The following is an 18,438-nucleotide window of genomic DNA, read 5'->3' on the forward strand; positions in this document are numbered from 1 at the left end:
ATTTGCTATACTGTATAAAAATACAGTATAGAGAGGCTGCAGTATGGCGGTTGAAATTAAATATGTGGTGATCCGCGAAGGTGAGGAAAAAATGTCTTTTGCCAGCAAAAAAGAGGCCGACGCTTACGACAAAATGCTCGATCTGGCAGAGGTGCTGAATGACTGGCTGGTGACATCGCCGCTGGAGATGGATGACGTCCAGCGCGATACCATGGCGATGTGGCTGGCTGAGCGTAAAGAAGCGCTGCAGCATATCCTGCGAGTTGGCCGACTGCCAGAGCAAGAGACGCCCGCACAGGACGCCTCCGCGCCGTCGGCTACCGCCGAGACTTCTCCGGCGGGTGATGACGCCGTGCCGGCGGCCAAAGCGCGCAAAGCCAAGGCAGCCTGAACGCTGGCGGTCAGTCACTGGTCGGTCGGCCCCGATGCTGCCGTCGCACGTACCTTTGCGCATCTTTAGCCATATCTAACATTTCCTGACATCGCGTCGTTTAGGCTGATAACAGTGTTTGTCACCTGAGAGGAAAACCATGGCTAACTGGCTACATCAACTGCAGTCGCTGCTCGGGCAGCAGGGTGCGTCACCGTCCGGCGAGTCGTCAAAAGGGAGCGGCCTGCTGCCCGGCGCCATCGGTGGGCTGGCCGGATTGCTGGTGGCCAGCAAATCGTCACGCAAATTATTGGCGAAATATGGCACTAGCGCGCTGCTGGCAGGCGGCGGGGCGGTGGCGGGCACGGTGTTATGGAACAAGTATCAGCAGAAAATGCGCGCGCAGAATACGTCCGCCCAGGCGCCTGAGACGGCAGCGGCGCCGACGGATGTCGATCCGCGTAGCGTGCGGCTGATCACGGCCCTGGTATTTGCCGCGAAAAGCGACGGTCATATTGATGACCACGAGCGGGCGAATATTGAAACTCAGCTGCGGGCGGCCAATATTGACGTTCAGGCCCGGGTGCTAATTGACCAGGCGCTAGCCCAGCCGCTGGATCCGCAGCGTCTCGCCGAGGGCATCATCGACCCGCAGGAGGCGCTGGAGATCTACTACGTCAGCTGCGCGGTGATTGATATAGACCATTTTATGGAGCGTAGCTACCTTAATGCGCTGGGAGACGCCCTGGCGCTGCCGAAAGATGTCCGGGCCGATATAGAACAGGATATCCAGTCACAAAAACAAGCGCTAAGCGTCTAAATCATCACGTTTCGCTTGCATCGCTCGCGTCTTTTGCCACCCTTATAGACACGTCATCATTCAGGCGCCACCCTGCGGCCTGAATGCTCTTGTGTCACGATAAAGCAGCAGAAGAATAACATGCCACCTAAAGCTAAACGGATCCCTCACGCCATGACCTTGCATGGCGATACACGCATCGATAATTATTACTGGCTGCGCGACGATGAGCGCGCGCGACCTGACGTGCTGGAGTATCTGCACGCGGAGAACGCTTACGGCAAGCAAGTGATGGATTCGCAGCTCAGCCTGCAGGAGCGTCTGCTGAAGGAGATTATCGACCGCATTCCGCAGCGGGAAGTCTCTGCCCCCTACAGTAAAAACGGCTTTCGCTACCGTCAGGTGTATGAGCCGGGCTGCGAATACGCTATCTACCAGCGGCAGTCGGTGCTGAAAGAAGAGTGGGATGAGTGGGAGATCCTGCTCGATGCCAACCAGCGTGCGGCGAAGAGCGAGTTCTACACCCTGGGCGGACTGGGCATTGCGCCCAACAACCAGCTAATGGCGGTGGCGGAAGATTACCTTTCCCGCCGCCAGTACGGCCTGCGCTTTTGCGACCTCAGCAACGGCGAGTGGTACCCGGAAATCCTCGAAAATGTCACCTCCGGCTTTGCCTGGAGCAACGATTCACGCTTTGTTTGGTATGTGCGTAAACATCCCACCACGCTGCTCCCTTATCAGGTCTGGCGCCACACCGTCGGGACACCGGCGCAGAGCGACGCGCTGGTCTACGAGGAAAAAGATGAGACCTTCTACGTCAGCGTGCATAAAACCACCTCCCAGCAGTTCGTGGTAATTTATCTCTCCAGCGCCACCACCAGCGAAGTGCTGCTGCTCAACGCCGAACTGCCAGACGCCGAGCCGGTCTGCTTTCTGCCACGGCGTAAAGATCATGAATACAGTCTTGATCACTATCAGCACGCTTTCTATCTTCGTTCCAACCGGGAGGGGAAGAATTTCGGCCTCTACCGTACCGTGCTGCGTGATGAAGAACAGTGGACCACGCTGATCCCCCCGCGTCACGACGTGATGCTCGAAGGATTTACCCTGTTTACCGACTGGCTGGTTGTGGAAGAGCGTCAGCGTGGCCTGACCAGTCTGCGGCAAATTAACCGCAAGACCCGGGAGGTGGTGGGGATCGCTTTTGACGATCCGGCCTATGTCACCTGGCTTGCCTATAATCCGGAGCCCGAAACGTCGCGACTGCGCTACGGCTATTCCTCCATGACTACGCCGGATACGCTGTTTGAACTGGATATGGATACCGGCGAACGAAGAGTGATCAAACAGCAGGAGGTAAAGGGGCTGGATACGAGCTGCTACCAGAGCGAACACCTGTGGGTGACCGCCCGCGATGGCGTCGAAGTCCCGGTCTCTCTGGTCTACCATCGCGAACATTTTCGCAAAGGGAGCAACCCGCTGCTGGTCTATGGCTATGGCTCATATGGCGAGAGTATCGATGCCGATTTCAGCGCCAGCCGGCTGAGCCTGCTCAACCGCGGCTTTGTCTACGCCATCGCCCACGTCCGCGGCGGCGGCGAGCTGGGTCAGCAATGGTATGAAGACGGTAAATTCCTGTGTAAGAAAAATACCTTCAACGACTATCTGGACGTCTGTGACGCGCTGCTTGCCCAGGGGTACGGCGATCCGCGGCTCTGCTACGGCATGGGGGGCAGCGCCGGCGGAATGCTGATGGGCGTGGCCGTGAATGAACGGCCAGAGCTGTTCCATGGCGTGATAGCCCAGGTGCCGTTCGTCGATGTGGTGACCACCATGCTGGATGAAACTATTCCGCTGACCACCGGTGAATTTGAAGAGTGGGGAAATCCGCAGGATGAAACCTATTATCATTATATGAAAAGCTACAGTCCCTATGACGGCGTGAGGGCGCAGGCGTATCCCCACATGCTGGTGACTACCGGTCTGCATGATTCCCAGGTGCAATACTGGGAGCCGGCTAAATGGGTGGCGAAACTGCGGGAACTGAAAACCGACGATAACCTGCTGCTGCTCTGCACCGATATGGATTCCGGACACGGCGGAAAATCCGGGCGCTTTAAAAGCTATGAAGGGGTGGCGCTGGAGTACGCCTTTTTCATCGCCCTGGCGCAGGGGACACTGCCGGGAAAAGCGGCAGTGTAGGCGCTATTCCCCGAGGTAATGCCTGAGCGTCAGGCGCAGTTCGGGGCTCATGCGGTCGAGATTGTTGAATAACCAGCGCAGATAGCCTGGATCGTTTTCAGCAATCTCGGCGACGGCCTTACCCCGGTATTTGCCGAAGGTAAAAGTAGTCAGCAGCGCCGGCCGACCGGTGATATCGGCCATTTCGTCAGGGGTCCAGCCGGAAACATTGATGATATCCAGCAGCAGCGCGGCGGTGATATAGCAGTCATACAGCGCCCGGTGGTGATGCAGTCCCGGCGGCGTAGTCACGTTCAGCTTACGTGACTTATATAACCCCATATTGCTGTATTTGATTCCCGGCCACAGGCGTCGGGCCAGCTTCATCGTACAGATCCACTCGCCGTGCATCTCCGGCAACACCCGGCGATCGAAGCTGGCGTTATGCGCGACGTACCACGGGCTGCCATGATAGTGCGGAATAATCTCCTCAATCCACGGCTTATCGGCGACCATCTCTTCCGTGATCCGGTGGATAGCCATTGCCTGCGGGCTGATGGGCCGATCGGGACGCACCAGATGGCTCATGGGATTGGTAATTTGCCCGTCGACTATATCGACCGAGGCGATTTCAACGATGCCCCCCTGCAGGCCGCAGGTTTCGGTATCAATGACGCGCAGCATGGCTCGCTCCAGAGCAAAACAATAAGCGTAATGGAATTGGCCGGGCTTGCCAACCGACGGGGAGGAGGCGAGCGCGCATTATTTCTGTTTCGGCTCCCACGGTAGTCGCGAAAGGGAGACGGAGGCCAGCCGATGGGCGATCAGTCGTTCACGGAACCAGTCGCGCAGATGTGCAGGCTGTTCACGCTCGACTAAATCAGCGACCACCGGCATATTGTACCGCTCCTTAAAAGCAACGCCGGCGGCGGCGAGATCGACATTGACTTTATCCATCTCATCTTGCGAAATTTTGGCCAGATTTCTTTCCATCATCCACTCCACTCTGCTTATAAATCCGGTCAGGGCCAGATGCCTGGCTCGACTCTGGCATTATACAGGGTTATTCTCTGTGCTACAGACATAACAAAAGGGAATGACGAATATGCGACTTCTTGCTGGACGCGCGTTGCGCCTCTCCGTTGCGCTTGCCGGGATGTTAACCGCGGCGGGCGCCTTCGCCCACGCTCACCTGCAGCAGCAGATCCCGACCGCCGGGGCGCAGCTTTCAGCTTCCCCACAGACGTTGACGCTCAGTTTTTCCGAAGGTATTGAACCCGCATTCAGCGGCGTGACCGTCACCGGTCCGCAGCAGCATGCGGTGGCTACCGGAAAACTGACCCGCAGCGCCGATAATCCGGCCGAGGTCACGTTACCTTTGGCGGAAGCCTTGCCGCCGGGAGAGTACACCGTGGCATGGCATGTGGTCTCGGTGGATGGTCATAAAACCAAAGGACAATATACCTTTAGCGTGAAGTAAGCGATGCTGACCGGGCTCTATATTACCCTGCGCTTTGGGCACTTTATCTCCCTGATGCTGGCTTTTGGCTGCGTGCTGTATGGCGCCTGGTGGGCGCCGGTACCGCTGAGACGCGTGCTGATGCTGCGCTTTTATCCACTACTGCGCCCGCTGCTGCTGATCGGCGCGATCTCTACGCTGGCGCTGTATCTCCTGCAGGGAGGAATGATGGGCGAGGGCTGGACGGATGTCTGGCGACCCGCCGTGTGGCAGGCGGTGGCCGGGACCCGCTTTGGTGGAGTGTGGATCTGGCAGATCCTACTGGCGTGGATCGCACTCGCGGTAGTGTGGATCCGTCCCCGTCACGGCGCCCGCCAGCTGGTGGCCCTGCTGGCGGCACAGCTGCTGCTTTCCGCCGGGGTAGGGCACGCCGCTATGCACGATGGTCTCACCGGCGTGCTGCAGCGGACAAACCACGCTGTGCATCTCTTCTGCGTCGCCAGCTGGTTCGGCGGTCTGTTGCCCTTTATCTATTGCCTGCGCCTGGCGCAGGGGCGCTGGCGGCCGGCCGCGGTCTATACCATGGCGCGCTTTTCACGTTACGGGCATCTGGCCGTCGCCGGCACGATTGCCAGCGGAGCGCTCAATGCGCTGTTGATCCAGGGAGGATTGATTGGCGCATCGCCGTGGGGACGCATGTTGTTGATCAAATGTGCGCTGGTCGCCGGGATGGTGGTAATTGCGTTAGTGAACAGGTATGTTCTGGTACCGCGCATGTCGGCAAGCGGTTCGCAGGCGGAAAGCCTGATCCTGCGAACCACGCAGGCTGAAATAGGGCTGGGCGCGCTGGCGCTGCTGGCCGTCAGTCTGTTTGCCACCTGGGAACCTTATTGAATTAACTGGCAAAATCATGAAAAAAATTGTTCTGACCATGTTGTTACTGGCAAGCTCCGGGGCTGCTCTGGCAGCGCCACAAATTATCACCGTGAGCCGTTTTGAGGTGGGGAAGGAGAGCTGGGCGTTCAACCGGGAAGAGGTTATGTTGACCTGTCGACCGGGTAACGCGCTTTACGCCATCAACCCGAGCACGCTGGTTCAGTATCCGCTCAATGAGGTGGCTGAGCAGCAGGTCAAAGCCGGCAAAACCACCGCGCAGCCGATCTCAGTGATCCAGATCGACGATCCGCAGCATCCGGGACAAAAAATGAGCCTCGCGCCCTTTATCGAGCGAGCGAAGAAGCTCTGCTAAACTTTCTCGCTATCCTGCTGTAATAACATTAAAAAAACCGCCCTTGCCGGACAACGGCAGTGGCGGTTTTTTCGCTGGCAGAGGCCCCCTTTCCAGGAATTATGCAGCCACTTTGGCCGCGGACTGGAAAAGCTGACGCGTTAAACTATTCTTATAGTGCAAGGCGACTTAGCCTGCATTAATGCCAACTTTTAGCGCACGGCTCTCTCCCAAGAGCCATTTCCCTGGACCGAATACAGGAATCGTATTCGGTCTCTTTTTATCTTTATCTGTCTTCTTTCTCAATAGCCAGCGACATCCTGTCAGTCAAACACCCGCTGGCCTCTGGATGTCCCGTTATAGCACACCGTTTTTAGCATACACAATTCATTTACACATAAATCGCATCCTGTGGAAGGGGGAGGTGGCAAAGGTGGAACCGTAAACGAGGGCGGAGAAAAGAAAAAACCTGCACCTAAACAGGCCCGGCGTGCAGGTTAACTGGCGGGCCAACATCGGAAGCCTGCTAGTATACATATTTGTATGATAAATAAAATAAGCAAAATCTAAACGATTTGGCAATTCATGCGATTACACCTCGCCGGCTGACGAGGTGGCATAAATAATAAGAACGAGCACTTTTGCGGGCGGAAAATATTATTGCGGAACGCTGAATGTAGGGTATATCTGACTTTCCAGATAGCAGAGCAATAGCCAAATTTCATCGCTAAAAATAAACCATATGCTCCCGAGCAGAATGACCGCCAGAATAATCAGCAGAAAAATTTCGGTTTTACTCATTATGCAAGCGACTATCCGGTGGCCTTCGGGGACCCTGATAGTAGCGAAATATTGACATAATAAGCAAACGCCATGTTGTAATTCGGCTTCACCGACAGCGCAATTTAGTCACCGGCATGCCGCTGCGTCAATATTGCCACCTGCTCCGTCAGCTGATCCAGCAGCTGGAATCGCCGCCGATATTCAGCCCGTTTTTTACTGGCGATACTCTCCAGCGATTTTCTTTCCAGACATAGCGGTAGCCGCCAGCGCCAGGGGCTTTCCGGCTGGCCGTCGATAGACTGCCAGAACTCGTCGTAGCTGGCGTGGAAATGGCGGCCTTTGCTCAGGCGATAGCGCAGGGCGCGGAACACGTGACCATTATCGCTGACGCCGTAAATAGCCGCGATTTGGCTGCGCGCGGCCAGCTGCCAGATAAACTCCAGCAGCAGGCGCTTCGGAAACAGGCCGTAGCAGGCGCGAGTCGCCTGCTTAATCACCTCATGAGAAACGTGACGTCGCGGCCCCTGCAGACCGCCGATAACCAGCTGCCAGGCATCGTGATCACGGGTTACGCTGAAGGTGGCGCTGGCCAGCAGGGTGTGGTCGCTGTCGCGCAGCCACAGAGTGGTTTCACCCTCACGTTCGGCTTTGCCTGCCGAGGAGGCATAAAGAGTAAACCGGCGGTCCTCTTTTCCGTTTAACGTCAGCAGCGGGACCTCAGACAGCGCGGTCATAGCGTGCGCCAGCCGCGATCCGCGTAGGGTGTCGATATAGCGATAATGGTTGATTACCGCCACCGCCCGCTGCCAGGCGTTGAGATCGCGGGTCAGATATTGACGGTGTACTTTGCCCGGCAGCGTAGCCTGCGCGGCCAGCAGCTGATTAAAATCATCCCGAGCGCAGAGCGCTTCCAGCATCGCTCTGGTGGCGTTATAAAATAGGGCCGTGCGCAGCAAAAACTTAAAGCGGTAATTTTTTTGCCGCCAGATGGGGGCAGGTGTCAATCTGCCCATCACCAGATCGGCAATAAGATGCGAGCGCGGCGCTAGCACGCCGGATGAATGCAGGCTATTGTCTGTCACGATAAACACCTCGTTGTGATTTCCCCCTATTTTAAAGCGAGCCACTGACAAGCTTAATCCTCTGGCGGACTATATTTGCCGTCTGTTTAAAATTGATTGAGGTGTAAATTAAATTCCGTGGACCTTTGCTGGAATTACCTATAATTACCGCTGAGAGGTAATTATATGTATCAACGTATTAACGGCAGCGACTGGCGTAATATCTGGCTGATGGGCGATCTGCATGGCTGCTTTGCGCTGCTGATGAATCGCCTGCGTCAGCTGCGTTTTGATCCCTGGGCCGATCTGCTGATCTCGGTGGGCGATCTGATCGATCGCGGGCCGCAGAGCGCCGATTGTCTTGGCCTGTTGCGCTGTCGCTGGTTCAGGACCGTTCGGGGGAATCATGAGCAGATGGCGCTGGAGGCGCTGGAGAGCGGAGATATGCGGCTCTGGCAGATGAACGGTGGCGACTGGTACGTCAAGGGCGATGCGCGGCAGCGGGCCGACGTCGATCGGCTGCTGGCGAACTGTCGGCGGCTACCGTTGATTATTGAAGTGGAATGCGGGAAAGCGCGGCATGTGATCGCCCACGCCGATTACCCGGCGCCGGTCTATCGCTGGCAGCAGCCGGTGGATCCCCAACGGGTACTATGGAGCCGCCATCGTCTGAGTGAACACCTGGCGGGGCGCCATGGCGCTATTGCCGGCGCAGACCATTTCTGGTTTGGCCATACGCCGCTTCAGGCGCGTTATGACCACGATAATCAACACTATATTGATACGGGCGCTGTGTTTGGTGGGACGCTGACGCTGGTGGCGCTGCAGTCGGCAGGCTAAAAGTCGCTGTATTCGCTGGCGGGTTGCCAGAAGCCATCAATAAAATCTTCTATCGGGTAGCAGCCACCGTGGCGGATCCGCTGATCCTCCATCGCCACTAAGCACTGCGTTTCCTCGCGGTAGACGTCAACCACAATGTCCTCGCAGCCGCCATCCAGATAGCAAATAAACAACACTAAGGCAAACATCCTGGCCTCATGCTCGGGTTCACATACTATTTAGTGTAGGGGATGACGGCGGGACGGGGAAATAAATAACCCGTCTCAGGCGACGGGTTCATTGGTGTCAGGCAAGGCGCATGACCCAGGCATCGGACTGGCGGTCGTAATGTTTACGGTAGAGAACAGAATGTTCGCCATTGAGAATCGCGGGCACGCTGGTGTCGGCATCCCAGGCGTCAAGCTGCATACATAAGTCTGGATCGGATTTGCAGGGTATGCTTAACGTTCGCTCACCCTGATGCTCACCGTGCAGTTCGGCATCGTCTATTTCGAACGCGCCGATGCGGACATTGGTTTTACTCATCGCTTCACCCCATTTTTCAGCTGAGTTGTGGTACGACCAGTTATGGCCGTTATTTTTCAGCGTAGTCAATGGGGCGAAAAGCGCCAGTCAAAAAGTGCGCATTTTTTGCGCGGCCTCACACCTTGCCGGCAAAAAGTTTTCCATCGCGCACCAGTTCGCGCGGATAGCTGTTCTTCAGTCGGGAGCCGACGCGCTTCGCCAGGCCCAGCGGGACGCCCTGGAAGGTCACAATGGTTTCATCCTGCCCAGGCGCGGTTTGCGGATAGACGTCGCGCCCGCGATACCATTCTTCCGCTTCCTCCTGCGACAGCTCGAAGGCGCGCTGCGGCGCGGCAAAGGCGATAACCGCCTCATGCTGCCAGCGGTACCCCTTATTGTGCAGCTCCGCCAGGCGCACGCCGATGCGAGAAAAGCGCACCTTGCCGAACAGGGGCTCCAAAGCCAGCGGAAACAGCCACAGCTCTTTATCCCGCTGCCACAGCGTATGGCCTGCGTCCCACTCCAGGCCAACAGCCCTGGCGGCGGCAGTTACCGCGGCGGCCTCCCGGTCCTTCAGCGGCGTAAACGGGAATTTACCGACCTTATAGCCTGGCGCCGGGAGCGGATCGATCGCCGCAGTTTTGCGCAACCTCGCGACAAAGAAGCCTTCGCAATCGTAAATTTGCGGAAAAACGTGCAGAAAACCTTCCGCGGTTAAGGCGTCGGCTGCGCCGGGAAACAACTCTCCCAGCGGCAGGATCTCCACCGCCTGCGGATAGCGGGACAGCAGCCACTCAATGACCGATTGATTTTCTTCACGATTCAGGGTGCAGGTGGAATACACCAGCGTCCCGCCAGGGCGCAGAGCATGGAAGGCGCTGTCGATAAGCTCGCGCTGAGTGGCGGCGATGTCGAGGTTGCTCTCCGGCGACCAGTTTTTCAGCGCGTCGGCGTCTTTACGTACAACCCCTTCGCCGGAGCAGGGGGCGTCAAGCAGGATGGCATCGAAGGTTTCGGGCAAGGCCGCGCCAAAAACCCGGCCGTCGAAGTGGGTCAGAGCGACGTTGCTGATGCCGCAGCGGCTGATGTTGGCATGCAGCACCTTCACCCGGCTGGCGGAGAATTCATTGGCGAGAATGCCGCCCGCGTTGCCCATTCGGGCTGCAATTTGGGTGGTTTTCGATCCCGGGGCGGCGGCAACGTCCATCACCCGTTCGGGCTGCCGGTTATCGGCGAACAGGGCGGCGACCGGCAGCATCGAACTGGCTTCCTGAATATAGAACAGCCCGCTGAGATGTTCGGCGGTACTGCCCAGCGGCAGCGCGTCGTCATCCTCTCGCTCGATCCAGAATCCCTCTGCGCACCAGGGCACCGGCGCGAGCTGCCAGCCGTAGGGGGCAACCTGAGAGAGGAAATCATCGACGCTAATCTTCAGCGTATTGACGCGAATACTGCGGCGTAGCGGGCGCTGACAGGCGGCGATAAAGTCGTCGAAAGAGAGATGCGCTGGCATCGCCGCGCGCATTTGAGCGAGAAACGCTTCAGGGAAATAGACAGTATTTTCAGCCACGGGCAGCGCACCACAGAAAAAAAGGGTGCGCAGTTTAGCACAAACGCCCCGGCGCGTGACACCGGGGCGTGCGGTTTACCCTCTCCCCGCGCCCGGCGTTGCCCGGGGCGGGAGAAGGGGGCATTACTGCGGCAGAGCGGTGCCCCACTCCCGCCACTCTTTCGGCTCGCTCTCCTGCAGCAGGAAGTGCTTGCCATCCTGGGCCTTCGGCGCCAGCGGCGTGCCCGGCGGCGTGGCAAAGGCGATCCCGCCGCGGATAAACTGATTGAAGGTACCGGTTTTCACCACCCCGCCAATCAGGCCGAAGTCGAGGCTGTAACCCGAGGCCAGCCAGAACACCGAGTTATTACGTACCAGGTACTGGTAGCGCTTACTGATGCGCAGCTTAACCATCACCCGGTCAGACATCGACCCCAGCGACAGTCCGGTAACCGTCCCGACTTCCAGTCCGCGGAACAGGACCGGCGTACCGATGCCAAGCGACCCCGCCTCCGGCGCTTCCACCACGATGTTAAGGCCGTCGATATAACGCGAATCGCTGATCGTCGTATCCTGGATCTCAAAATCGCGTCGTGCCGGGCCGCGGCCGGGCTCAACGTTGATGTAGGCCTGGAACAGGGTGTCGAGATGTTCCACGCCCGCGGCGGAGATTTGCGGAGTGATCACCGAGAAGCGGGTCCCGGCGCGGGCGAAGGTGCCGACGTATTCCGGATAGAGCACCGCTTTCGCCTGCACTTCGTTTTTGGCGGTGATTAGCTCCAGCGACTGGATTTGACCGATGTCGATGCCGAGATAACGAATCGGCATTCCGGCCGCCATCTTCCCGGCGTCGTACGCGTGCAGGGTGATTTGGCCGCCCACGGCGCGCGCCGCCGTTTCAGATGCATAAAGGATACGTTTGTTATTCAGCCGTGCTCCGGCGCTGCTGCCATTGAGGTTATCGAAACTGATCGCCCCTTTGATCGCGCGCGCCAGCGGCGAGGCCTGCACGGTGAGTCCGTTACCGTCAAGCTTGACCTTCGCACCGCCTTCCGCCCAGAAGACGCTGTTGTTGGTCAGCAGGTAGCGGTACTCCGGCTTGATATGCAGATCGATATCGAATGCATCCTTGCGCGGTTTGACGGCGATGATCTCGCCGACGGCGAATTTACGATACAGCACCACCGAGCCGGCCTGAACGTCAGGCAGCGTCTCAGCAGACAGGCTCAGGGTAGTGGTCGGCACTTCGCTCAGGCTATTTTCCTGCGCCTTTTCAAGGTTAGCGTACAGCGGATAGCTGCTTTGCATTTTGCCTTTTTCGCCGGGGATCACCCTGATCCCGCCGTTCACCCATTCGCTGGCGCTGGCGCCCAGCACCTGCACGCCGTCGAGCCCCACTTTGACGTCCAGACGACTGTTAACCACAAATTTGCTGTCGCCGTGAATTAGATCGCGGTATTCAGGGTCAATGGCAACCTGAAAGGTTACCCCTTTGGCCGTCAGTTTACGCTCCAGCACCTGGCCGACTTTTACTCCGTGCAGCACCAGCGGCTGACCGCCGTCGATGCCGTAGCTCTCCGGCGCCGAGAGAGTAACGGTGGCGACGTTGGGCTCATCCAGCAGCGCTTTATCCGCCGGCATTACCGAGAAGTGATTGCGTGGCTCGCCTTCGCCGGGCACCAGCTCAAAGGTATTGCCGGTGAGCAGGGTGCTAATGCTGGGGTTATCGAGGGAGAGCTTCGGCTTCTTCATCTGAATCAGCGTTTTCTCCCGCAGCAGCGTCACCACGCTCGGGTCGACGGTCATCTCGCCAGTAACTTTGCCGCCGGGGTTTAGATTCAGTTTGCTTAACTGGCCCACCTCCAGCCCCTGATACATGAGCGGCGTCGAGCCCGCTTTCAGTCCATCGCCATCAGGCAGATCGAGGGTCACTACCACGCCGCGCTGGCTATGCGCCAGATCTTCATACAGGTGATATTCATCGTTTTGCGAGGCGACATGCGAATCGGCGGGGGAGTCAAAGGCGATGGCGCCGTTCACCAGCGCGGACAGGTTCTCCAGTTGCACTTTGGCCCCGCTCAGGCCGACGTCGGCCTTGACGCCTGAGACGTTCCAGAAGCGGCTGCCTTTTTTCACCAGATTGGTAAACCGGCGCTCAATTAGCACATCGATGGTCACCCCCTGATTATTGGCATTCAGGGAATAGTCATACACCCGCCCGACCGGGATTTTTCGGAAGTAGACCAGCGAGCCGCTGTTCAGAGAGCCAAGATCCGGCGCCTGCAGGTGGATCATTAGCTCGCCGTTGTTGATGCGGTATTTAGGTTGGGTGTCGAGGGCGACAAAGTGATCTTCGGGTTCACCCTTGCCCGGCATCATGCCGATGTAGTTCCCGCCCACCAGCGCATCGAGGCCCGATACGCCGGCCAGAGAGGCTTTCGGCGTGACCAGCCAGAACTGGGTCTCTTTGCGCAGCGCATCTTTCATATCGCGTTTGATGCTGGCCGAAACCTCAATCTTACTCAGATCTTTACTGAGGCTAATATCCTGGACGGTGCCGACTTCAACCCCCTGATAGCGGATCGGCGTCCGTCCCGGCACGATGCCGTTCGCGGACTGGAAATCAATCGTAATCGTCGATCCGCGATCGTCAAAGCTGGTCCAGATTAGCCAGGCGGCAATCAGCAACGCGATGACCGGCAGCAGCCAGAATGGCGAAATACGGCGTTTGGTTTTTATTCTGGCTTCAGTCTGCGAAGCGGGCGTTTCCTGACTCATGTGCGTCCCAAAGTAAGCGGCTGTCCAGCCATTCAACTGCAAGAATAGTTAAAATTACCGCGCCGCCAAAGTAAACCGCAGCCGGCCCCATGGTGAAGGCGAGGAGCTGATCGCGATTTATTAGCGACATGGTGAGTGAGATAACAAACAGATCCAGCATCGACCAACGGCCAATCCAGGTGATTAGCCGCAGCAGCAGGATGCGGGTGCGCAATCCCTGCTCGCACTTGAATTGTATGCTGAGCAGCAGGGTAAATAACACTATAACTTTGGTGAATGGCACCAAAATACTGGCGATAAACACGACCCCGGCAATGGCGATATTGCTGCTGGCCAGGGAGATGATCCCCGAGAGGATAGTGTCGTCCTGGCGCGCGCCGTTGACGTAGATGATGGAGATTGGCAACAGGTTGGCCGGAAAGAGGAAAACCAGCGAGGCAATCAGCGCCGCCCAGCTGCGCTGCAGGCTCTGCGGTCGGCGATGATGCAGCGGCGTGTGGCAGCGTCGGCAGCGGCCGCGCGCGTCGCGATAGCCGGTGTAATGGCAGCCGGTGCACACCTGCAGATTATTATCGGCGCGGGTCGCCGGACGCTCGGGATAGAAACGCTCCCATAGCTCTTCGACGTTCATATGAATAAGCGTCAGGATGCTCAACAACGTCAGGGAGATAAACGCCACCAGACCGATGCCCGGCTGCAGGAAGGCGTAATCCTGCACCTTGATGGAGGCGACGCCGATGCCCACCAGATAGATATCCAGCATCACCCACTCTTTAAGCTTGCCGAGCATCAGCAGTACCGGCCGCAGGTTCATCCCCAGCACATTGCCCAGCCAGAGATAGCTGATGGAGACCACCAGCAGCACCGGGGCGACCACCGCGCAAAACAGTACCATGGCGGCGGTAATCGGATCGCCCTGCGCGGTCATCTGCCAGATCCCCTGCAGGACGTTGGCGTCGATGCGTACGCCCAACAGATGCAGGCGCAGCAAAGGCTCAGACCAGGCGAAAGGCATGAGCAATAGCATCGCGAGGGCCATGCTGCCCAGGCGGGTCAGCGACCAGTCGCGGCCATCGCGCACCTTCGCGTTACAGCGCGGACACCAGGCGCTTTGGTTGCGTTTGAGCACCGGTAAGCGGAAGAGCATGTCACACTGCGTACAGCGCTGATAATGCGCATAGGGAAGCGGCGTGCTGACGGTATGCACGACCATCTTTTTCGCAGGTTTGAAGGTGGGTGTTTTTATCGGCATTTATTACGTACAGGAATGAATGTATCTCACTATCTTAACCTATGAATGAATTCATCTTGAGCCCAAGCGCATTTAATGCTTATTTTAGTAGGCTGTACGTATCAGGCAGTAAGACAACAAAGTGAAGATATAATGAGCAAAACAGAATTTTACGCGGATCTGAACCGCGATTTCCAGGCATTAATGGCAGGTGAAACCAGTTTTCTGGCGATGATCGCCAATACCAGCGCGCTGCTGTTCGAGCGGCTGAGCGAGGTCAACTGGGCCGGTTTCTACCTTCTGGAAGGCGATACCCTGGTGTTGGGACCGTTCCAGGGCAAACTGGCCTGCGTGCGGATCCCGGTCGGGCGAGGCGTATGCGGCGCGGCGGTGGCGCAGGCTCAGGTCCAGCGCGTCGAGGACGTCCACGCCTTTGACGGCCACATTGCCTGCGATGCCGCCAGTAATTCGGAAATTGTCTTCCCTCTGCGCGTGAATGGCCAGATTATCGGCGTGCTGGATATCGATAGTCCGGCTTACGGGCGCTTCACCGCTGAAGATGAGCAGGGGTTGCGCACGCTGGTCGAGCATCTGGAAAAACTCATTGCGGCCACGGATTATCAAAAAATCTTTACCCGTGTCGTGGGATAATCAACGGATAACGTAGCATTTAGCGAGGACGTCATTATAATGTCGCCTGTTCATGCCTGCGGCTTGTTGGCTACGTCCGTTGTAATCAGGAAATTTCATGGAAAATCAACCTAAGTTGAATAGCAGTAAAGAAGTTATCGCCTTTCTGGCCGAACGTTTCCCGCAGTGCTTTAGCGCTGAAGGTGAAGCGCGCCCCCTGAAAATCGGAATTTTTCAGGATCTCGTTGAGCGAGTGGGTGGTGAGATGAATCTCAGCAAGACCCAGCTTCGCGCTGCATTACGTCTCTACACGTCCAGCTGGCGTTATCTGTACGGCGTAAAAGCCGGCGCTATTCGCGTTGACCTGGATGGCAATCCGTGCGGCGAACTGGAAGAGCAGCACATTGCCCATGCGCGTCAGCAGCTGGAAGAAGCGAAAGCTCGCGTTCAGGCGCAGCGCGCAGCCCAGCAGGCGAAAAAACGCGAAGCCGCTGCGGCCGCAGGCCAGCAGGATGAAGGCGTTCGCCGCGAGCGTAAACCGCGTCCTCAGCAGCCGCGTCGTAAAGAAGGCGCTGAACAGCGTAAACCGCGTCCTGTTGCGGCCAAAGCCCCGCGTGAAGAGCGTCTTACTCCGGTATCGGATGTTTCCGTTCTGACCGTCGGCCAGGCGCTGAAGGTAAAAGCAGGCAATAACGCCATGGACGCCACCGTTCTGGAAATCACCAAAGATGGCGTTCGTGTACAGCTGACTTCTGGTATGTCAATGATTGTACGCGCAGAACACCTGGTGTTCTGAAACGGAGGCCGGGCCAGGCATGAACACATTTTTTAAAATCACCGCGCTTGCGGGCCTGCTGGCAATAGCAGGCCATGCATTCGCTGTTGATGACATAACCCGCGCAGATCAAATCCCCGTGCTGAAAGAAGAGCCGCAGCACGCGACGGTAAGCGAGCGCGTGACGTCGCGCTTTACCCGCTCTCATTACCGTCAGTTTGATCTCGACAACGCCTTCTCGGCAAAGATTTTTGACCGTTACCTGAACCTGCTGGACTACAGCCACAATGTGCTGCTGGCCAGCGATGTGGCGAAGTTTGCGGCTAAAAAAGACCAAATTGGCGATGAGCTGCGCAGCGGGAAACTGGACGTCTTTTACGACCTCTACAACCTGGGGCAGCAGCGCCGCTTCGAGCGCTATCAGTATGCGCTGAAGGTGCTTGAACGTCCGATGGACTTTACCGGCAATGATAATTTCAACCTTGACCGCTCCAAAGCGCCGTGGCCAAAAGACGAGGCCGAGCTGAACAAGCTGTGGGACGCTAAGGTTAAGTTTGACCAGTTAAGCCTGAAGCTGGCGGGTAAAGACGATAAAGAGATCCGCGACACCTTAACCCGTCGCTATAAGTTTGCTATCCGTCGCCTGGCGCAAACCAACAGCGAAGATGTCTTCTCGCTGGCGATGACCGCCTTCGCTCGCGAAATCGATCCGCACACAAATTATCTGTCGCCGCGTAATACCGAGCAGTTCAACACCGAAATGAGCCTCTCACTCGAGGGGATCGGCGCCGTGCTGCAGATGGATGATGACTATACCGTCATTAATTCGCTGGTGGCGGGCGGTCCAGCCGCGAAAAGCAAAGCGATCAGCGTCGGCGATCGCATCGTTGGCGTTGGCCAGACCGGGAAGTCGATGGTTGATGTCATCGGCTGGCGTCTGGATGACGTCGTGGCGCTGATTAAAGGGCCGAAGGGCAGCAAGGTTCGTCTTGAAATCCTGCCGGCCGGTAAAGGAGCCAAGACGCGTATTGTAACGCTGACCCGCGAGCGCATTCGTCTGGAAGACCGTGCGGTGAAGATGTCGGTGAAAACCGTCGGGAAAGAAAAAGTCGGCGTGCTGGATATCCCAGGCTTTTACGTTGGCCTGACCGATGACGTGAAAGTGCAGCTGCAGAAGCTGGAAAAACAGAACGTCAGCAGCATCATCATTGACCTGCGCAGCAACGGCGGCGGAGCGCTGACAGAGGCGGTATCGCTCTCGGGTCTGTTTATTCCGTCCGGTCCGGTGGTGCAGGTGCGGGATAATAATGGCAAAGTGCGCGAAGACAGCGACAACGATGGCGTGGTTTACTACAAAGGGCCGCTGGTGGTGCTGGTTGACCGCTTTAGCGCCTCGGCGTCTGAGATCTTCGCCGCAGCGATGCAGGACTATGGCCGCGCGCTGATCGTTGGCGAACCGACCTTCGGTAAAGGGACGGTACAGCAGTATCGCTCGTTGAATCGTATTTACGATCAAATGCTGCGTCCGGAGTGGCCGGCGTTGGGTTCCGTCCAGTACACCATCCAGAAGTTCTATCGTATTAACGGCGGCAGTACGCAGCGCAAAGGCGTGACGCCGGATATCATGATGCCAACCGGCAATGAAGATCGCGAAACCGGCGAGCAGTATGAAGACAACGCGCTGCCGTGGGATAGCATCAACGCGGCCACCTATGTGAAGTCCGGGGATCTGACCCCGTTTGGACCGGAGCTGCTCAAGCGCCACGACGAGCGTATTGCGCAGGATCCTGAATTCCAGTACATCATGAAGGATATTGCCCGTTATAACGCGATGAAGGACAAACGTAACATCGTCTCTCTGAACTACGCCCAGCGTGAGAAAGAGAACGAAGAAGATGATGCGATTCGTCTGGCGCGGATTAACGATCGCCTGAAACGCGAAGGCAAGCCGCCGTTGAAAAAACTGGACGATCTGCCGAAGGATTACCAGGAGCCGGATCCATATCTTGATGAAACGGTCCATATCGCGGTAGACCTGGCGCATCTGGAAAAAGCGCGCCCGGCGGTGGAACCGCCGGCCAGCAAATAAGTTGCTAACGGGCACCCTGAGAGGTGCCCGTTTTTTTTGTGCGCGTTGTCATCGCCATTCAGCTCATCTAACAAAATGTCAACCTGCGCTGCCGCTGTCAGCAAGATGCTACAAAATGTAAAGTTGTGTTTTTATCGTGACTTAGCGGGGGCTGATGGTTG

At 57.3% G+C, this 18,438-nt stretch carries 18 protein-coding genes and 1 pseudogene; 10 read left to right on the forward strand and 9 right to left on the reverse strand.

Features of this window, described 5'->3' with window-relative positions; genetic code table 11:
• Positions 1 to 43 precede the first annotated feature (43 nt).
• The 3 genes from AB1E37_RS08945 (at position 44) to ptrB (ending at position 3,371) form a co-directional block, all read left to right on the forward strand.
• Positions 44 to 391 carry a YebG family protein gene (locus AB1E37_RS08945; protein ID WP_004184662.1) on the forward strand — a complete coding sequence of 116 codons (348 nt, stop codon included), beginning with the start codon at positions 44 to 46 and terminating at the stop codon, positions 389 to 391.
• Positions 392 to 530: 139 nt separating this feature from the next.
• A complete protein-coding gene (locus AB1E37_RS08950; RefSeq protein WP_004145550.1) occupies positions 531 to 1,190 on the forward strand; it encodes a tellurite resistance TerB family protein in 660 nt (219 codons plus the stop codon).
• Between the two features lie 120 nt (positions 1,191 to 1,310).
• On the forward strand, positions 1,311 to 3,371 hold the full coding sequence (ptrB, locus tag AB1E37_RS08955; RefSeq protein WP_004151449.1) for an oligopeptidase B: 2,061 nt from the start codon (positions 1,311 to 1,313) through the stop codon (positions 3,369 to 3,371).
• 3 nt (positions 3,372 to 3,374) lie between these two features.
• On the opposite strand, the gene exoX is transcribed toward ptrB, so the two are convergent.
• Both exoX and AB1E37_RS08965 read right to left on the reverse strand, forming a co-directional pair.
• Positions 3,375 to 4,034, reverse strand: a complete 660-nt coding sequence (gene exoX, locus AB1E37_RS08960) for an exodeoxyribonuclease X (protein WP_002911407.1) — start codon at positions 4,032 to 4,034, stop codon at positions 3,375 to 3,377.
• 78 nt (positions 4,035 to 4,112) lie between these two features.
• Complete coding sequence (locus AB1E37_RS08965) at positions 4,113 to 4,343, reverse strand: DNA polymerase III subunit theta (protein ID WP_002911406.1); 231 nt, start codon at positions 4,341 to 4,343, stop codon at positions 4,113 to 4,115.
• 112 nt (positions 4,344 to 4,455) lie between these two features.
• Between AB1E37_RS08965 and yobA the strand changes: the two genes are divergently transcribed.
• From yobA to AB1E37_RS08980, 3 genes are read left to right on the forward strand one after another with little or no spacing between them, the layout of a single operon-like run.
• A complete protein-coding gene (gene yobA, locus AB1E37_RS08970; protein ID WP_004151448.1) occupies positions 4,456 to 4,830 on the forward strand; it encodes a CopC domain-containing protein YobA in 375 nt (124 codons plus the stop codon).
• 3 nt (positions 4,831 to 4,833) lie between these two features.
• Positions 4,834 to 5,703 carry a copper homeostasis membrane protein CopD gene (gene copD / locus AB1E37_RS08975; protein WP_004189267.1) on the forward strand — a complete coding sequence of 290 codons (870 nt, stop codon included), beginning with the start codon at positions 4,834 to 4,836 and terminating at the stop codon, positions 5,701 to 5,703.
• Between the two features lie 16 nt (positions 5,704 to 5,719).
• A complete protein-coding gene (locus AB1E37_RS08980) occupies positions 5,720 to 6,058 on the forward strand; it encodes a YebY family protein (RefSeq protein ID WP_016529031.1) in 339 nt (112 codons plus the stop codon).
• Positions 6,059 to 6,694: 636 nt separating this feature from the next.
• On the opposite strand, the gene AB1E37_RS08985 is transcribed toward AB1E37_RS08980, so the two are convergent.
• On the reverse strand, positions 6,695 to 6,838 hold the full coding sequence (locus tag AB1E37_RS08985) for an Ecr family regulatory small membrane protein (RefSeq protein ID WP_002911398.1): 144 nt from the start codon (positions 6,836 to 6,838) through the stop codon (positions 6,695 to 6,697).
• Positions 6,839 to 6,942: 104 nt separating this feature from the next.
• Positions 6,943 to 7,911 carry a VirK/YbjX family protein gene (locus AB1E37_RS08990; RefSeq protein ID WP_367777076.1) on the reverse strand — a complete coding sequence of 323 codons (969 nt, stop codon included), beginning with the start codon at positions 7,909 to 7,911 and terminating at the stop codon, positions 6,943 to 6,945.
• Between the two features lie 156 nt (positions 7,912 to 8,067).
• On the opposite strand from AB1E37_RS08990, the gene pphA reads away from it, so the two are divergent.
• Positions 8,068 to 8,721 (forward strand): protein-serine/threonine phosphatase, encoded by a 654-nt coding sequence (pphA, locus tag AB1E37_RS08995; RefSeq protein WP_032447686.1) that lies wholly within the window; start codon positions 8,068 to 8,070, stop codon positions 8,719 to 8,721.
• On the opposite strand, the gene AB1E37_RS09000 is transcribed toward pphA, so the two are convergent.
• The 5 genes from AB1E37_RS09000 to yebS form a co-directional block, all read right to left on the reverse strand.
• Positions 8,718 to 8,909 carry a YebW family protein gene (locus AB1E37_RS09000; protein ID WP_002911395.1) on the reverse strand — a complete coding sequence of 64 codons (192 nt, stop codon included), beginning with the start codon at positions 8,907 to 8,909 and terminating at the stop codon, positions 8,718 to 8,720. The two genes, pphA and AB1E37_RS09000, sit on opposite strands and share 4 nt — an antisense overlap.
• A 97-nt stretch (positions 8,910 to 9,006) precedes the next feature.
• Positions 9,007 to 9,246 (reverse strand): YebV family protein, encoded by a 240-nt coding sequence (locus AB1E37_RS09005; RefSeq protein WP_002911393.1) that lies wholly within the window; start codon positions 9,244 to 9,246, stop codon positions 9,007 to 9,009.
• Positions 9,247 to 9,361: 115 nt separating this feature from the next.
• Entirely contained in the window at positions 9,362 to 10,795 is a 1,434-nt protein-coding gene (gene rsmF / locus AB1E37_RS09010) for a 16S rRNA (cytosine(1407)-C(5))-methyltransferase RsmF (protein ID WP_032447684.1), read from the reverse strand.
• Positions 10,796 to 10,918: 123 nt separating this feature from the next.
• The gene (locus AB1E37_RS09015; protein ID WP_002911388.1) at positions 10,919 to 13,552 is read right to left on the reverse strand and encodes a PqiB family protein; all 2,634 of its coding nucleotides are present in this window, start codon (positions 13,550 to 13,552) and stop codon (positions 10,919 to 10,921) included.
• Entirely contained in the window at positions 13,521 to 14,804 is a 1,284-nt protein-coding gene (yebS, locus tag AB1E37_RS09020; RefSeq protein ID WP_004215051.1) for a membrane integrity lipid transport subunit YebS, read from the reverse strand. Before yebS ends, AB1E37_RS09015 begins: the two co-directional genes overlap by 32 nt.
• 132 nt (positions 14,805 to 14,936) lie before the next feature.
• Here yebS and AB1E37_RS09025 point away from each other — a divergent pair.
• From AB1E37_RS09025 to prc, 3 genes and pseudogenes are all read left to right on the forward strand, one after another.
• A pseudogene (locus tag AB1E37_RS09025) lies at positions 14,937 to 15,450 on the forward strand (GAF domain-containing protein).
• Positions 15,451 to 15,531: 81 nt separating this feature from the next.
• Positions 15,532 to 16,209: an RNA chaperone ProQ gene (gene proQ, locus AB1E37_RS09030; RefSeq protein ID WP_002911385.1), complete on the forward strand. Its 678-nt coding sequence runs from the start codon at positions 15,532 to 15,534 to the stop codon at positions 16,207 to 16,209.
• Positions 16,210 to 16,228: 19 nt separating this feature from the next.
• Complete coding sequence (gene prc, locus AB1E37_RS09035; RefSeq protein ID WP_004145536.1) at positions 16,229 to 18,277, forward strand: carboxy terminal-processing peptidase; 2,049 nt, start codon at positions 16,229 to 16,231, stop codon at positions 18,275 to 18,277.
• Positions 18,278 to 18,438: the final 161 nt, after the last annotated feature.

This window comes from Klebsiella sp. Shm-1 (assembly GCF_040804525.1).
In the GTDB taxonomy this organism is placed as follows: Bacteria; Pseudomonadota; Gammaproteobacteria; order Enterobacterales; family Enterobacteriaceae; genus Klebsiella; species Klebsiella pneumoniae.

What these genes read in the sequence shown, in the direction of transcription:
- AB1E37_RS08945 (WP_004184662.1), top strand. Translation starts at nt 44, where the DNA reads ATGGCGGTTGAAATTAAATATGTGGTGATCCGCGAAGGTGAGGAAAAA.
- AB1E37_RS08950 (WP_004145550.1), top strand. Translation starts at nt 531, where the DNA reads ATGGCTAACTGGCTACATCAACTGCAGTCGCTGCTCGGGCAGCAGGGT.
- ptrB (WP_004151449.1), top strand. Translation starts at nt 1,311, where the DNA reads ATGCCACCTAAAGCTAAACGGATCCCTCACGCCATGACCTTGCATGGC.
- exoX (WP_002911407.1), bottom strand. Translation starts at nt 4,034, where the DNA reads ATGCTGCGCGTCATTGATACCGAAACCTGCGGCCTGCAGGGGGGCATC.
- AB1E37_RS08965 (WP_002911406.1), bottom strand. Translation starts at nt 4,343, where the DNA reads ATGGAAAGAAATCTGGCCAAAATTTCGCAAGATGAGATGGATAAAGTC.
- yobA (WP_004151448.1), top strand. Translation starts at nt 4,456, where the DNA reads ATGCGACTTCTTGCTGGACGCGCGTTGCGCCTCTCCGTTGCGCTTGCC.
- copD (WP_004189267.1), top strand. Translation starts at nt 4,834, where the DNA reads ATGCTGACCGGGCTCTATATTACCCTGCGCTTTGGGCACTTTATCTCC.
- AB1E37_RS08980 (WP_016529031.1), top strand. Translation starts at nt 5,720, where the DNA reads ATGAAAAAAATTGTTCTGACCATGTTGTTACTGGCAAGCTCCGGGGCT.
- AB1E37_RS08985 (WP_002911398.1), bottom strand. Translation starts at nt 6,838, where the DNA reads ATGAGTAAAACCGAAATTTTTCTGCTGATTATTCTGGCGGTCATTCTG.
- pphA (WP_032447686.1), top strand. Translation starts at nt 8,068, where the DNA reads ATGTATCAACGTATTAACGGCAGCGACTGGCGTAATATCTGGCTGATG.
- AB1E37_RS09000 (WP_002911395.1), bottom strand. Translation starts at nt 8,909, where the DNA reads ATGTTTGCCTTAGTGTTGTTTATTTGCTATCTGGATGGCGGCTGCGAG.
- AB1E37_RS09005 (WP_002911393.1), bottom strand. Translation starts at nt 9,246, where the DNA reads ATGAGTAAAACCAATGTCCGCATCGGCGCGTTCGAAATAGACGATGCC.
- AB1E37_RS09015 (WP_002911388.1), bottom strand. Translation starts at nt 13,552, where the DNA reads ATGAGTCAGGAAACGCCCGCTTCGCAGACTGAAGCCAGAATAAAAACC.
- yebS (WP_004215051.1), bottom strand. Translation starts at nt 14,804, where the DNA reads ATGCCGATAAAAACACCCACCTTCAAACCTGCGAAAAAGATGGTCGTG.
- proQ (WP_002911385.1), top strand. Translation starts at nt 15,532, where the DNA reads ATGGAAAATCAACCTAAGTTGAATAGCAGTAAAGAAGTTATCGCCTTT.
- prc (WP_004145536.1), top strand. Translation starts at nt 16,229, where the DNA reads ATGAACACATTTTTTAAAATCACCGCGCTTGCGGGCCTGCTGGCAATA.